This is a genomic window from Metabacillus crassostreae (assembly GCF_016908395.1).
Taxonomy (GTDB): Bacteria; Bacillota; Bacilli; order Bacillales; family Bacillaceae; genus Metabacillus; species Metabacillus crassostreae.
On record NZ_JAFBDU010000010.1, the window covers coordinates 1 to 14,067 of the forward strand.

Consider the following 14,067-nt stretch of genomic DNA (forward strand, 5'->3'; position numbering starts at 1 on the left):
GCAGACATTTGCTTTCCGCGGGGAGGAAGTCAAGCCTCCTCGGCTTCGCCTGTGGGGTCTCGACCTTTCCTCTGCACCCGCAGGAGTCAAATGTCCTCCGCTCCATTCCACTATGAGCAACAAATTTTAAAACCAATAATACACAGAAATCTGTTGAGGTTGTTTGCCATATAAGATACTAGTCTCTACTTGATTAAAAACCTTCAAAAAGAGCCTATAGTTAAGCTCAGAGTTATTTTAGAACTTTGTTGTTAAGATTAAATGAATCTAACTCATGTGGGACAAGTATGTCAAAAAAGACTCCACTAGCACTCAATTTACGAGAATGCTCTCATACGAAAAAAGAATCTCTTATTTCCCTCAAGATAAATGCTAATGCTATTATCTGTTATAAAAATTAACACGTTAGCACTGTTAAATAAACAAAAGAACCTCCCCTCTCTCAAGGGTAGATAGGGAGAAACAACACCTTTTCTACCGTCTTTGATGAAGAGGTTCGGTCCTATTTATGAATTATCTTCTGTTGTAGATAAATTGCGTTTTAGTACTTCTTCTTTTGTATAGATTAATTGCATTGGGTTTCCGCCTACGAAGGCTCCTTCTGGGACATCTTTGTGGACGAGGGTTCCTGCTGATACAATGGCTCCATGTCCGATTGTTACGCCTGGAAGGATTGTGGAGTTTGCGCCAATTAATACTTCATCACCAATGACGACATCTCCAAGTCGATATTCTTTTATGAGATATTCATGAGCTAATATTGTTGTGTTATAGCCGATTACAGTGTTTTTACCTACAGAAATTTTTTCAGGGAACATCACATCAAGCATGACCATTAATGCGAAAGAGGCTTGATCTCCTACTTTCATTTTTAGAAAGGTTCGATATAACCAGTTTTTCATAGCTAAAAATGGTGTATATCGTGCAAGCTGAATCACAACAAAGTTGCGGACTACCTTCCAAAATGGAACTGTTTTGTATACATGCCATAAAGAGTTTGCTCCAGTAACTGGATAACGAGTTGTTTTTCTCAACTTATTTCTCTCCGACAATTGGTAATAAATCACTCATTTTCTCTAAGATATAATCTGGTTTGTAGCTAGTAATATATTCTCTACCTTTTACACTCCACGATACTCCTGCTGTTTTTGTACCAGCATTTTTCCCTGCCTCAATATCATGGTGGTTATCTCCTACCATAATGGCCTCTTCTGGTGAAGATCCTAGCTGTTTTAACGCCTTTAAAACAGGCTCTGGATGTGGTTTAGCGTTCTCGACATCATCTAATGTAACAACAACATCAAAAAACTGATCTAACTTTGTTAGCTTTAAGCCCATATTTACGGTATCACGTATTTTTGTTGTCACAATTCCCAGCTTAAATCCTTGCTCTTTTAACGCTTTAACCGTTTCAAATACTGTTTCATATTCTGTAACAAGTACATCATGTTGTTCATGATTAAATTTACGATAAACTGTGATCATTTCTTCTACTTTCTCAGGATTGATCGTTGAGAATGTATCGTAAAGAGTTGGACCAATGAATGGTAAAATGTCTTCTCTTACGTATTGATCAGGATAATACGTGTGTAACGTATGTAAAAACGATTCAATGATCAAATCATTTGTATTAATTAAGGTTCCATCTAAGTCGAATAAAAGAGTGTTAATTTTCATAAGTCGCTTCCTTTCTTCTTGGTGCAGCTTCCACTTTACGCCATATCGTTGCAATCGTTATTGTCAACACAACCGCTACTACTAATCGAATGATAAGTAATGGTAAAACAGGAATTCCTAGTGGTATGAAGATTAATGTATCTTCCACAACAGCATGACAAGCAACAAGGAAAATAAATGCCAAAGTTAAATCCTTTTTACTCACATTATCTTCTTTTACAGCTTGAATCATGACACCCGCTCCATAAGCTAAACCAATCGTTAGACCTGCTACCAATGTCATTGATGTATTTTCCTTCATTCCTAAAAAGCGTGTAACAGGTGCCATCCACCTTGTAAATACCTTTAGTAGCCCTAAATCTTTTAGATACTGAATCGCAATCATTAACGGGATGACTATTAATGCAAGCTGAACAACCCCTAATGCAGCTTTTTGTAAAGCGATACTAATGATCTCTAGCCAACCATTTGGCACAACCTCTGCGGAACTTACAAATCCATATTGAGCCATCTCACCGCCACCTTGCCATACAAGGTTCACTACAAATGCAGATATAAGGGCAAGACCAATTCTAACTGCAAGAATTACCCACAGCTTCAGTCCTACCTTTGCAGCTACTGAAGATTCAATCAGTAGATTGTGAGAAAAAGATAGCATAAGGGCGAGAATAAATACTTCTTTTACAGTTAAATCTAATGATAGAATCGCACCTATACCTGCATATAGGTTTAAGAAATTTCCAATAACTAAGGGAATCGCTGCTTCTCCTGATAAACCAAATATCCCCATAAGTGGAGTAATTAATGTTGCAACCCATCCTAATATTGGTGTGTATTGAAGCAGGCTAACAATTAATGTAACAGGAAAAATAATCTTTCCTAATGTCCAGGTTGTTTGAAAGCCAGCTTGAAGTCCTGCTTTTAAACTTTTCCCCATGTGACTCTCTCCTCGCTGCTATGTTATAAACTACGCTAATTATTTACTTACATCTAGATATCTTTCCTTTGAATAGCCTTTCACACGACGGAAGATTATTACTGCCACAGCAATCAGTATTAACACAATCGATATCACCTGTGCGATACGCAGTGATTCAGTTAACATCAAGCTATCTGTTCTTAATCCTTCTACCCAGAAGCGTCCGATTGAATACCAAATAATATACGTTAAGAAAAGCTCTCCTCTTCTGAAATTTGCTTTTCTTAGTAGCATTAAACCAATGAATCCTACTAAGCTCCATAAAGATTCATATAAAAAGGTTGGGTGATAATATTGGCCATTAATATACATTTGGTTCACGATAAATTCAGGAAGAAATAGTCCTTCTAGAAATTCTCTTGTCACAGCACCACCATGTGCTTCCTGGTTTATAAAATTCCCCCAACGACCAATTGCCTGACCAAGAATAATACTTGGTGCACCAATATCAGCTAGCTTCCAGAAAGAAATTTTGCGAACACGTGCAAAAACAGCACCTGTAATGAAGGCAGCAATTAATCCACCGTGTATCGCTAAACCACCATTCCATATTTTAAATATATCTCCTGGATTTTGCGAGTAATAATCCCATTGAAAAATGACATAGTAAGCTCTTGCTCCAAGAATAGCAATTGGAATCGCAAATAGTACTAAATCGACAAAGGTATCTTTATGTAATCCACGTCTTTCACTTTCTCTCATCGCAATCCAAAGACCCAGTAAAGCTCCTAAGCCAATAATCACTCCATACCAATGGACTTGAATTGGACCTAAGTCTAGAAATACGGGATTAATAGGCTTTATACTATCTTCCATATCTTCATCTCCCAATACATTTTTTCACTTTTTATGTAAGTACTTTCCCCTTATTACCATACAACATTTTCCTTTTGACGTGGTAATATTAATGAAAATTTAACACTGTGTTTATTCATTATTAATGGAATCGGTATTATACCGATTCCACAATTCTTCTTATAGCTATTTCTCAAAACATGTTGCTTTTAGTGACTAAAAAGGAATAGCTCTGCAGATAGTCTTGAAGCTTTTCCTCTTAGATGTAAGGTTTATTCCTCTTCTTGATCTCCATCTCCAATCACACCAGCAAGCTTACTAGTGAATTGCTCAGCCGCATTTACACCCATGCGCTTCAGACGGAAGTTCATTGCAGCAACCTCGATAATAACCGCCAGATTTCGTCCAGGACGAACAGGAACTGTTAACTTCGTTACATCAGTATCAATTATTCTCATCTTATCTTCTTCTAAACCAAGACGATCATATTGCTTGTTTTGATCCCAGAGCTCAAGATTAATCACTAATGTGATTCGTTTAAAGCTGCGAACAGCACCTGCTCCAAATAACGTCATCACATTAATAATTCCTAACCCACGAATTTCTAATAAATGTTCAATAAGCTCTGGTGCACTACCTATTAATGTATCTTGATCTTCTTGACGAATTTCAACACAATCATCTGCTACTAAACGGTGTCCGCGTTTCACTAATTCAAGAGCTGTTTCACTTTTACCAACACCACTTTTACCGATGATTAACACACCAACACCATAAATATCAACTAATACTCCATGAACGGCAGTTGTTGGAGCTAGCTTTCCTTCAAGAAAGTTCGTTAAATGACTTGAAAGTCTTGTTGTTTTCATAGGTGAACGTAATACGGCAACACCCGATCTTTCTGAAGCTTCAAGTAATTCTTTTGGTGCTTCTAATTCTCTTGATAAAATAATTGCAGGTGTCACATCTGTACATAATTCGTCCATACGATGCTTTTTCTCTTGATTTGAAAGCTGATGAAAAAATGAAAGTTCTGTTTTACCAAGTAATTGAACTCTTTCTTTTGGATAATATGTAAAGAAACCAGCCATTTCAATTCCTGGTCGTGACAAATCACTTGTTGTAATTGGTCGATTTATTCCTTCTTCACCACTAATTAGTTCCATGCTAAATTTATCGATTAAATCTTTTGTGCGAACTTTTGCCACAATATATATCCTCCTTTATAACAAGAGCATTAGACAGTTGGGTTAATGTCTTGTTTACTTTGCATAGTGCTGTTTTTTGAATAAATAGTTTGTTTGCTCTTAACTTATCCGTTCCATTTTGCTGTTGCGGATATTATAATGATCACACTTTAACGAAACAGCCTTTTTTAAAAACTTACATAACTCTAAGTCCATTTTAGCATTAGAGTGTTATAAACAAAAATAGAAGTTGTTTTATCTTGTTTATTATTCCACATTCTATTTTTATAGTCTTACATTTTGAAGTATTGGTGCTAATTTTCAGTTACAAATATGAGTTTGTTTTAACGCTACTCTGTATAGGTAAGTTCCTATATAGATGTGAACGATAATTATTACGTTCTATACAAAAGGAGGGGAATGTGGGTGAAAATTATGATTGATGCGGGGCATGGAAAAGATACGCCAGGTAAGAGAACTGTGGATGGGATGAAGGAGTATGAGTTTAATTCGGCGGTTGCGAGTAAATTAAAGGAGCTTTTGATGTTGTTTGAGGGAGTTTCAGTCATGTTCTCACATTCTGATTCTAGTGATGTTTCATTACATGTTAGAACAAGTAGAGCAAATTCTGCGAATGTTGATTTGTTTGTGTCGATTCACGCTAATGCACATGGAAATGGAAGGGTATGGACATCCGCTGAAGGAATTGAAACATTTATTTATCAAACAAAGCCTAAAGAGGCGGCTGAGTTAGCAGTAAAAGTTCAAGAAGCGCTTATACAAGAAACAAAGCGAAAAAATCGTGGAGTAAAAACTGCTGATTTTTATGTTTTAGAAAAAACAAAGATGACAGCCATTTTATGTGAATGTGGTTTTATGACCAACAAGGTAGAAGCAGCACTACTTCGTACAGACGCTTATAGAGCATTATGTGCAAAAGCCATAGCTAGTGGTATTGCCTCCTATTATTCGTTAAAAAAGAAAAAGAAAACACCTACTTCAACACTATATAAAGTCCAAGTAGGTGCATTTGCACAAAAACAGCATGCCATAAACCTAGCAAAAGAGCTTAAGAAAAAGGGCTATGATACGATTGTTGTTAATGAATAGTAAACAGGGTCAGACTCCACAATGGGGGTCTGACCCTATTTTTAATAAGCAGCTGATTCCGCCACTTTAAAGCCATCAATCTTTTTGTAAACATTAACCTCAAATAAAGTTGTTGAGATCATCTTTTTAGCTTGTTGCAGATCAATATTCATCGTAAATTGATCTTTATCTGGATGCTTTATCGGATCATAGTAGGAATATTGATTAACATATGGTGAATAGGTTTGAACATCAATTGTGTTTGTTTCTTTATCAAAATGAAGCAGCCTAATAAATCCGTTGCCTCCATTTGGTGCTTTTTGATAATCAGCAAGCAGTTGATACACCGTTCGATCAACAATTCCATCTTGGTTATCATCGATTTCATCAACTCTGTGCTTACTGCCGTGATAATGACCACTCAGCACAGCAACAACATTTTTGTTGGTCATCACAACTTTTTCATATATTTTATTTCCTTCTCTGTTTCGTTTTCCGTTTTTCTCTAAATAACTATGCAGTGATAAAATTGCGGTTCGATCTGAATACTGCTGAAGCACATCATTCATCCACTCAATATCCTTGTCCTCTACATCCCAGCCCATATAAACAAAAACATAATCTTTTCCGTCCACAGAAATTAAGTCATAATGACCTCGATTATTTTCATATGATCCTCCATAATAATCTTTATTCTGAAATCTAGATTTCCCGAAATATTGTGTATAATAGGCTAAATGATCTCCTTCATCATGATTTCCAGGTAAAACACCATATGGAATTTTTGCCACATCTAATGTGTTCATATGTGCACTAGCTCTGCTCCATTGCTGTTCTTCTTTGCCTTTATTAACAATATCACCAGAATGGAAGATATATTTAATGTTCATTACATCTTTATTTTGTGCAATCCATTCTGTTATTGATTTAAAAATCGCCGGATGATCTTGTGCATAATATTGAGTATCTGTCATCCAAACAAAAGAATAATCATAGCCTTTTGATGAAGGTAATACTTGATCTTGAACAATCACACTAACTTTATTATTTTCTACATATTGATCTGCAGTAATTGTCCCATTTAGTTCAAATTTAGTTTCACCCGCTACTTTTTGATCTACCGCTACCCACTTATCTTCATTCAGATTCCAAGCATACATGGTTACCTGCCTTCCAGAAAGCGACTTTCCTTCCCAATGAAGTGATAGCATATCTGAAGGTTGAATATCTGCTTCAACTCTTACATCAAATCTGTGATAAGGAAATTTGGAAACAGCGTGTGTTTCATTTTCTTCACTATTTTTTTGAAGCAATGAATGATATTTCTCTTTTGAAAACTCTATCTCACCTAAAGGGTTGAACTTTTTAGGCGGCTCTGTTTTTGTAGCATTTTCACTTATTTTCATATGTTTCTTATTTGTGGATAAATACCGATGTGTATGATAGTAGCTTTGTGCAGCACTATATTTAATTTTCGAAGAGTTAACTGAATGACTTACAGCTTTTGTTGAAGGAAAAATCATTGGTACAAGAATTGTGAACCAGAATAAAAGAAGTACTGTTTTTCTAAGTTTCTTATTGTCCATACTATTCACCCATTAATAGTATGTACAGGGTGTTTAAGAATATAAGATTAAACAAAATGTTACGTTCGACAAAAAGTGAGGATCGTCTCACCAATGATCATATTATCATTTGCTTTTCTTCATCGGCTCAACGATTCCCTTTTGAATCATTAGATGTAACAAAGAGATAAAGATAGCAGCAATTAACGCTGTACCAAATCCTTCTATTACGAAAGAATCCCCCATTAATCCTTCTGTTATCATTAAGGTGATGGCATTTATGACAAACAGAAATAATCCAAGTGTTAGGACTGTTACAGGTAATGTAAGTAAAATTAAAAATGGTTTGATTAGTACATTTAGAACAGACAAAATAAAGCTGGCTCCAAGTGCTGCTCCAATACCACTTAAATGGAATGAATCAAAAAAGCCAGCAACAACTATTAAAATTAATGCATTAACAAGAATACTTACAATCCATTTCACCATATCAACTAACTTCCGATTCTTCCGGAACTAGAAAGATCCACGCGACATAAATGATTGCTAATGGAAGAAATGCTGTAAAAACCCCTACTATCACAAACAATATTCGGAGTAAAGAAGCATCCATGCCTAAATATTCTGATAAACCACCAAGCACTCCTGATAGTTTTCGATTACTTGTTGATCTGTATAAACTTTTCATTGTATTTTCACCCTTAATTTCTTGTTGAATTACTTAACGACAATAGATCCTGTTTTAGAATCTGCAAATAAAGTTAACGTAGGTTCCTTTGATGTTCTAAACCTTAATTCCTTTTGGATCGTATCACTTTTTTCATATGAAATTTCAACATCCTTCAATAGTGTTGAAACAGCACCTAAATTCGATTTCAAATCACCTACTAGCCTACTTTCTTCTGGTAAAAGAATTTCGATGTTTCCTGTTGTTGTTTTTGCATATAGTGTTTCACAAGCATGATCTTTAACCTTGATCATAAGGTTTCCATTAAAGCTTTGAATATCAGCTCGTTCAACTACTCCGTCAAATTCAATAATTCCACTTATTGTTTCTGCAGCAAGCTTTTCATATTTTGAGTTTGCAAGCATAATTTGCCCATTTGCTGTTTCATATTCAGCTTTTTTAGCAGTAATAGATGAAAATGAGACAACTCCATTTGCCGTTTTCGCTTTTAAACTCTCTACATGTAGATTTTCCCCTCTTATTGGACCATTAAACAATTTCACCTTTATATTTTCGTATAACTGCTCTGGGACCTTTACAGTTAAGTTCAATTTTAATGTTTTTTTCTCAGTGAAGAAAATGAAGCGATTTCCCTCAACTGTGCAGTCAATGCTTGATAAAAATGTCTCTCTTGCTTGTTCATTATTTTCTACTCGATACACCTTTGCATCACATTCAACTCGAATATCTTGATCACCCCAAGGCTGGATACTTACGCTTCCATTAGGAACGTTAATATCTATGTCATGAAAGGCTGCTCCTGGAAATTGAAAAATGTGCTGAAGATCAATTGATTTCCCAAAATTTATATCAAGATCAATTTCCTTTACTTTTTTAACAGCTGTATCAACCCAGTCCATTAATTTTGTTCCTAATGATTGCTTAAAATCATTTGTTTCTTGATGTTCACTTTTTTGCTGTTCACCCTGATTGATAACTTCTGTTGATAACGCAGTTAGCTTTGCTTCTTTTTCTTGCTTTTCACTTTCTAATGATTCGATTAAAGAAAGTGCTTCAGTTGCAGATAGCTTACCCTCTTCAACAAGTTTTAAAATTCTTATTTTTTGTTCTTTCATGTTCATTCTCCTCAGTTTATATTTTTCTCTGTTATACAGTCATTAATAGTTTAATTCCTTTAACAATATTCCAAATAAAAACGATCAGATTGATTATTCCAACGACTAAAATACCTCCAAAAAAGACAGTTAACATTACTGCTTCTGATGGATTTGAAAACCCGCTAAATACAACAGTTACGATTAGTGCAATAATTGAGAGAAATGGAACTATATGTGAAATCAAGGCCTTTTTCGCATGTTCTTTAACTTCATGATGATCAACGATAAAGTAAACTGCTATCGGTAACAAAAACGGTGCAAAAAACACACTAAAGTAATTTAATGATGCTATTATCTTATTTGTTTTATCCATTACTTCACTCTCCCTTACTCTTAATACGGATGAAGGATAAAAGAGGTTTCAATAAACTGGCGGAGTTTTCCAGAAAGTGATTTATTTTTTTCGAAAATATGCATCCAAATGAAAAGTATATACGCCTATTAAGTACTAGAACAAAGGGAGTTGCCTTTTATGGAAAAAGAATTAATAAAACGAGTTCGAACTGGAGATGATTCGGCTTTTGCTGAACTTGTACACCCATTAATAGAAAAGGGATATCGTGCAAGCTACTCGATACTTCATTCAAAGGAAAAAGCTGAAGAAGTGCTGCAGACACACCATTCGTCGTAGAGGTAGCTGAGTATTTCTCTATATACATTTTACTTAGATTATTTTTATATAAAACATGTATAATTTTTATATAGCTTCTAAATTTGGCTGTTTCTTTCCGCTGCAGACGTTCGCTTTCCGCGGGCGGTTCGGGAGCCTCCTCGGCGCGAGCGCCTGTGGGGTCTCCCTTTGACTCGCATTCCCGCAGGAGTCTCACGTCTTCCGCTACAATCAACAGAGTGTTGAAAATTAACATTTAGAAGAGCTTTAACATAGCCCTAACTAATATATGGAACAACGTAATATCGACGTTGCTCTTTAAAATATCTCATAGATTAATTGACTACTACGCTTTTTTACACTCAGTCACCTTACACTGATAGATCATACTTAAAACAAGCCACTGCTTCAACCTGTTTAAAGCCTTCTTGAACATATAGTTTTTTGGCATGATCATTTTCAGCATTCACGCATAATATTGTTTTTTTATAGAATTGTTTTTGCGCAAATTTGAGTGCAGTTCTTAGTAAATTCCTACCTAGCCCCTTTCCTTGATAATCAGGAAGGATGCTGATAGGTCCTATATTCATTGTTGGTTCATTAAGGTAAACATCATCCGTACACCTCACAACTCCAACAGGTTTTTCTTGATGATAGAGAATTTTCATTCCACCTTCTAGATAGTCTTCACTTGAAAGCATCTTCGCTACATTCTCTCGATCAATTGGTGTTTCATTTCCTTGAAGCTTCGCAAAGCCATCATTTCTAACCTTACACCAAACTTCCTCATCTTTTCCCTGTCTAAAATCTCTAACGGTGTATTCAGTGGAGTATGCTGGCTCTTCCACCTCTGTATTTTCTCTTACAAGAACAAATGAATATCTTTCTATTGTGAAATTCAATTTTTTCATTGTATTCATTAATTTTTCATTTTCGAGATTAATAAAAAGGAATACCTTATCCAAGCCCTTTGTATGTAGCAGAACCTTCTCTAAAAGTGAGCTGTAGTAGCTAAAATCATCTACTTCAGAATGAAAGAGTCGAAAACGAGCTTTTTTCCCTCGTTTATTGTATTCATCAATCATTAAGGAGGCAGCAGCAATAATTTCTCTTTCCTGATTTAGAATAACGTAAGTAGGGTTATCATCGTTGAGTTCAAAATCTCTTAAATCTTCATCATATAAGAAGGAATCATCAACATCTTTTCGATATTTCTTGCAGTACGCAATGAAGTTCTCTCTATACACATGTGTTAAAGCAATAGCTTCCATATCAATCATCCTTTAAAATAAAATGCGCAACCAAAATCCTTTTTAACTTTAGTTTAATTTACATTTCAATCTTTGTCTTCTTATTACTGTAACTATTTAAAAGGTAACACTTCAGTAAGTAAAAAAACTACTCCTGCTAAATCAAGAGTAGTTTTTTGCATAATTATCTATTATTGTGTTACTTCTTCTTTTTCTTTTACAAGCTTTCGCATCCGTTCACGGTCTCTTTCAATGACAGGTTTTAGATACTTTCCTGTATAGGATTTTTCATTGTTCATAATATCTTCTGGTGTTCCGACTCCGATAATTTGGCCACCTTTGTCTCCACCTTCAGGACCTAAATCAACAAGATAGTCTGCCGCTTTAATCACATCTAAATTATGTTCAATAACTAGAACGGTATCACCATTATCAACTAATCGTTGTAGTACTTTTAGAAGACGTGCAATATCGTCAACATGTAAGCCTGTTGTTGGTTCATCTAAAATATATAATGAGCGACCTGTTGATCGTCTGTGTAATTCTGATGCCAGCTTAACCCTTTGCGCTTCCCCACCTGAAAGAGTTGTAGCTGGTTGTCCAAGTGTAATATATCCTAATCCAACATCATAAATGGTTTGTAGTTTACGTTTGATTTTTGGAATATTTTCAAAGAAACTAACAGAATCCTCAACAGTCATTTCAAGAATATCAGAAATGTTTTTTCCTTTATATGTGACTTCAAGTGTTTCACGGTTATATCTTTTACCATGACATACTTCACAAGGAACATACACATCAGGCAAGAAGTGCATTTCAATTTTAATGATTCCATCTCCACGACAGGCTTCACAACGTCCACCTTTTACATTAAAGCTAAAGCGACCTTTTTTATAACCTCGTACTTTTGCTTCATTTGTTGTCGCGAACACATCGCGAATGTCATCGAATACTCCAGTATATGTTGCTGGATTCGATCGGGGTGTTCTCCCGATTGGAGATTGATCAATATCAATAACCTTTTCTAGATATTCTATTCCTTTAACCTCTTTATGCTCACCAGGCTTAGCTTTTGCTTTATGCAGTTTTTGTGCCAGTGATTTATGAAGAATTTCATTAACTAATGTACTTTTCCCAGAACCCGATACACCAGTAACTGAAATAAACGTTCCAAGTGGGAATTTCACACTTACATTATTTAAGTTATTTTCTTTTGCACCTTTAATTTCGATAAACCGACCATCCGGTTTTCTTCGTTCATATGGTAGAGGGATAAATTTACGTCCTACTAAATATTGTCCTGTTAAGGAATTTTCATCATTCATTACTTCCTCAGGTGTACCTGCAGAGATAACTTGTCCACCATGAATTCCAGCACCAGGTCCAATATCGATTAAATAATCAGCAGCCATCATTGTATCTTCATCATGCTCGACAACGATAAGTGTGTTCCCAATATCCCGCATATTTTGCAGTGTTTGAATTAATCGGTCATTATCACGTTGATGTAAACCAATCGATGGTTCATCAAGGATATATAAAACACCTGTTAAGCGTGAGCCAATTTGAGTGGCAAGGCGAATACGCTGTGCTTCTCCACCTGACAGTGTTCCAGCTGCTCGATTTAATGTTAAATAATCAAGACCAACATTATTTAAGAAACCTAATCTCTCACTTATTTCTTTTAAAATTAAGTTCGCAATGGTCATTTCTTTTTTCGTAAGTGAAAGGGAATGAAAAAATGATAAGGAATCTTGAACTGACAGCTTTGTTATTTCACCAATATGATTTCCTTGGATTAACACCGCTAACGATTCTTTTTTAAGACGATGTCCTTTACATGTTGGGCAATCTTGCTGACCCATATATTTTTCCATTTGCTCACGAATAAAATCTGAGCTTGTTTCTTTGTAACGACGTTCTACATTACTGACTACACCTTCAAATTGTATGTAATTTTCACGAATTTGGCCAAAATCATTTTCATAACGGAAATAGATTTCTTCTCCATCACTACCAAATAATATTTTATCCATCATATGATTTGGAAGATCCTTCACGGGAATATCCATATCAATTCCGTAATGATTACAAACAGCTTCAAGCATTTGTGGATAATATTGTGAGCTTGTTGGCTCCCATGGTGCGATGGCATGCTGTTTTAAAGTTAAATCTTTATTTGGAAGAACAAGATCTAAATCAACTTCTAGCTTTGAACCCAAACCATCACAGCCAGGACATGCGCCGAAAGGACTGTTAAATGAAAACATTCTTGGCTCAAGCTCACCGATTGAAAAACCACATTGTGGACAGGCATGGTGTTCACTAAAAAGAAGTTCTTCTTCCCCCATTACATCGATCATAACCTTGCCTTCACCAAGACGAAGTGCAGCTTCTAATGAATCAGCTAAACGAGATGCTACACCTTCTTTGACAACAATACGATCGATAACAACTTCAATTGAATGCTTTTTATTTTTTTCTAATGAGATTTCTTCTGAAAGCTCCTGCATTTCACCATCAATTCTTACTCGTACATAGCCTTGCTTTTTAATATCCTCAAAAACCTTCACATGTGTTCCCTTTCGTCCTGAAACAATTGGAGATAAGACCTGAAGCTTTGTTCGATCAGGATATTCGAGAATTCGATCGACCATTTGCTCAATCGTTTGTGATGTGATTTCAATGCCATGAATTGGACAAGTTGGACGACCAACACGCGCAAATAAAAGTCGTAAATAATCATACACTTCTGTTACTGTCCCAACAGTTGAACGTGGATTTCTACTTGTTGTTTTTTGATCGATTGAAATCGCAGGTGATAAACCTTCTATTGCATCAACATCAGGCTTATCCATTTGACCTAAAAATTGACGTGCATATGCTGATAATGATTCAACATATCGTCGTTGACCTTCTGCATAAATCGTATCAAAAGCTAATGACGATTTCCCTGAACCTGATAATCCTGTTAAGACGACAAGCTTATCACGCGGTATGGTTACATCAATATTTTTTAAATTGTGAGCACGTGCTCCCTTCACAATTATATGTTCCATTGCCATCCTCG

14 protein-coding genes are annotated in these 14,067 nt (G+C 35.6%); 2 read left to right on the forward strand and 12 right to left on the reverse strand.

Features of this window, described 5'->3' with window-relative positions; all coding sequences use genetic code 11:
* Nucleotides 1-506: 506 nt before the first annotated feature.
* From JOC75_RS20560 to hprK, 5 genes are all read right to left on the reverse strand, one after another.
* Nucleotides 507-1,034 (reverse strand): acyltransferase, encoded by a 528-nt coding sequence (locus JOC75_RS20560; RefSeq protein WP_204955848.1) that lies wholly within the window; start codon nucleotides 1,032-1,034, stop codon nucleotides 507-509.
* Nucleotide 1,035: 1 nt separating this feature from the next.
* Nucleotides 1,036-1,677, reverse strand: a complete 642-nt coding sequence (ppaX, locus tag JOC75_RS20565; protein ID WP_204955849.1) for a pyrophosphatase PpaX — start codon at nucleotides 1,675-1,677, stop codon at nucleotides 1,036-1,038.
* Complete coding sequence (locus JOC75_RS20570) at nucleotides 1,667-2,614, reverse strand: nucleoside recognition domain-containing protein (RefSeq protein ID WP_204955850.1); 948 nt, start codon at nucleotides 2,612-2,614, stop codon at nucleotides 1,667-1,669. The genes ppaX and JOC75_RS20570 overlap by 11 nt, the downstream gene beginning before the upstream one ends.
* A gap of 39 nt (nucleotides 2,615-2,653) precedes the next feature.
* Nucleotides 2,654-3,472, reverse strand: coding sequence for a prolipoprotein diacylglyceryl transferase (gene lgt / locus JOC75_RS20575; protein ID WP_204955851.1), 819 nt, complete (start codon nucleotides 3,470-3,472; stop codon nucleotides 2,654-2,656).
* Between the two features lie 251 nt (nucleotides 3,473-3,723).
* On the reverse strand, nucleotides 3,724-4,659 hold the full coding sequence (hprK, locus tag JOC75_RS20580; protein WP_204955852.1) for an HPr(Ser) kinase/phosphatase: 936 nt from the start codon (nucleotides 4,657-4,659) through the stop codon (nucleotides 3,724-3,726).
* Nucleotides 4,660-5,058: 399 nt separating this feature from the next.
* On the opposite strand from hprK, the gene JOC75_RS20585 reads away from it, so the two are divergent.
* Nucleotides 5,059-5,748, forward strand: a complete 690-nt coding sequence (locus tag JOC75_RS20585; protein WP_239589604.1) for an N-acetylmuramoyl-L-alanine amidase — start codon at nucleotides 5,059-5,061, stop codon at nucleotides 5,746-5,748.
* Nucleotides 5,749-5,789: 41 nt separating this feature from the next.
* On the opposite strand, the gene JOC75_RS20590 is transcribed toward JOC75_RS20585, so the two are convergent.
* The 5 genes from JOC75_RS20590 to JOC75_RS20610 form a co-directional block, all read right to left on the reverse strand.
* Nucleotides 5,790-7,313 (reverse strand): metallophosphoesterase, encoded by a 1,524-nt coding sequence (locus tag JOC75_RS20590; protein WP_204955854.1) that lies wholly within the window; start codon nucleotides 7,311-7,313, stop codon nucleotides 5,790-5,792.
* A 105-nt stretch (nucleotides 7,314-7,418) separates the two neighbouring features.
* Entirely contained in the window at nucleotides 7,419-7,781 is a 363-nt protein-coding gene (locus JOC75_RS20595; protein WP_146947742.1) for a phage holin family protein, read from the reverse strand.
* 1 nt (nucleotide 7,782) lies between these two features.
* Nucleotides 7,783-7,980 carry a PspC domain-containing protein gene (locus JOC75_RS20600; RefSeq protein WP_204955855.1) on the reverse strand — a complete coding sequence of 66 codons (198 nt, stop codon included), beginning with the start codon at nucleotides 7,978-7,980 and terminating at the stop codon, nucleotides 7,783-7,785.
* Nucleotides 7,981-8,009: 29 nt separating this feature from the next.
* Entirely contained in the window at nucleotides 8,010-9,095 is a 1,086-nt protein-coding gene (locus JOC75_RS20605; RefSeq protein WP_204955856.1) for a DUF4097 family beta strand repeat-containing protein, read from the reverse strand.
* A 31-nt stretch (nucleotides 9,096-9,126) separates the two neighbouring features.
* The gene (locus tag JOC75_RS20610) at nucleotides 9,127-9,450 is read right to left on the reverse strand and encodes a magnetosome magnetite crystal formation protein family (protein ID WP_204955857.1); all 324 of its coding nucleotides are present in this window, start codon (nucleotides 9,448-9,450) and stop codon (nucleotides 9,127-9,129) included.
* Nucleotides 9,451-9,609: 159 nt separating this feature from the next.
* On the opposite strand from JOC75_RS20610, the gene JOC75_RS20615 reads away from it, so the two are divergent.
* Nucleotides 9,610-9,768, forward strand: a complete 159-nt coding sequence (locus tag JOC75_RS20615; protein WP_204955858.1) for a hypothetical protein — start codon at nucleotides 9,610-9,612, stop codon at nucleotides 9,766-9,768.
* Between the two features lie 350 nt (nucleotides 9,769-10,118).
* On the opposite strand, the gene JOC75_RS20620 is transcribed toward JOC75_RS20615, so the two are convergent.
* Nucleotides 10,119-11,018: a GNAT family N-acetyltransferase gene (locus tag JOC75_RS20620; protein WP_204955859.1), complete on the reverse strand. Its 900-nt coding sequence runs from the start codon at nucleotides 11,016-11,018 to the stop codon at nucleotides 10,119-10,121.
* Nucleotides 11,019-11,188: 170 nt separating this feature from the next.
* Nucleotides 11,189-14,062, reverse strand: a complete 2,874-nt coding sequence (uvrA, locus tag JOC75_RS20625; RefSeq protein ID WP_204955860.1) for an excinuclease ABC subunit UvrA — start codon at nucleotides 14,060-14,062, stop codon at nucleotides 11,189-11,191.
* Between the last annotated feature and the right edge of the window lie 5 nt (nucleotides 14,063-14,067).

What these genes read in the sequence shown, in the direction of transcription:
- JOC75_RS20605 (WP_204955856.1), bottom strand. Translation starts at nt 9,095, where the DNA reads ATGAAAGAACAAAAAATAAGAATTTTAAAACTTGTTGAAGAGGGTAAG.
- JOC75_RS20570 (WP_204955850.1), bottom strand. Translation starts at nt 2,614, where the DNA reads ATGGGGAAAAGTTTAAAAGCAGGACTTCAAGCTGGCTTTCAAACAACC.
- JOC75_RS20620 (WP_204955859.1), bottom strand. Translation starts at nt 11,018, where the DNA reads ATGGAAGCTATTGCTTTAACACATGTGTATAGAGAGAACTTCATTGCG.
- JOC75_RS20585 (WP_239589604.1), top strand. Translation starts at nt 5,059, where the DNA reads ATGTGGGTGAAAATTATGATTGATGCGGGGCATGGAAAAGATACGCCA.
- lgt (WP_204955851.1), bottom strand. Translation starts at nt 3,472, where the DNA reads ATGGAAGATAGTATAAAGCCTATTAATCCCGTATTTCTAGACTTAGGT.
- ppaX (WP_204955849.1), bottom strand. Translation starts at nt 1,677, where the DNA reads ATGAAAATTAACACTCTTTTATTCGACTTAGATGGAACCTTAATTAAT.
- JOC75_RS20610 (WP_204955857.1), bottom strand. Translation starts at nt 9,450, where the DNA reads ATGGATAAAACAAATAAGATAATAGCATCATTAAATTACTTTAGTGTG.
- JOC75_RS20590 (WP_204955854.1), bottom strand. Translation starts at nt 7,313, where the DNA reads ATGGACAATAAGAAACTTAGAAAAACAGTACTTCTTTTATTCTGGTTC.
- uvrA (WP_204955860.1), bottom strand. Translation starts at nt 14,062, where the DNA reads ATGGCAATGGAACATATAATTGTGAAGGGAGCACGTGCTCACAATTTA.
- JOC75_RS20595 (WP_146947742.1), bottom strand. Translation starts at nt 7,781, where the DNA reads ATGGTGAAATGGATTGTAAGTATTCTTGTTAATGCATTAATTTTAATA.
- JOC75_RS20600 (WP_204955855.1), bottom strand. Translation starts at nt 7,980, where the DNA reads ATGAAAAGTTTATACAGATCAACAAGTAATCGAAAACTATCAGGAGTG.
- JOC75_RS20615 (WP_204955858.1), top strand. Translation starts at nt 9,610, where the DNA reads ATGGAAAAAGAATTAATAAAACGAGTTCGAACTGGAGATGATTCGGCT.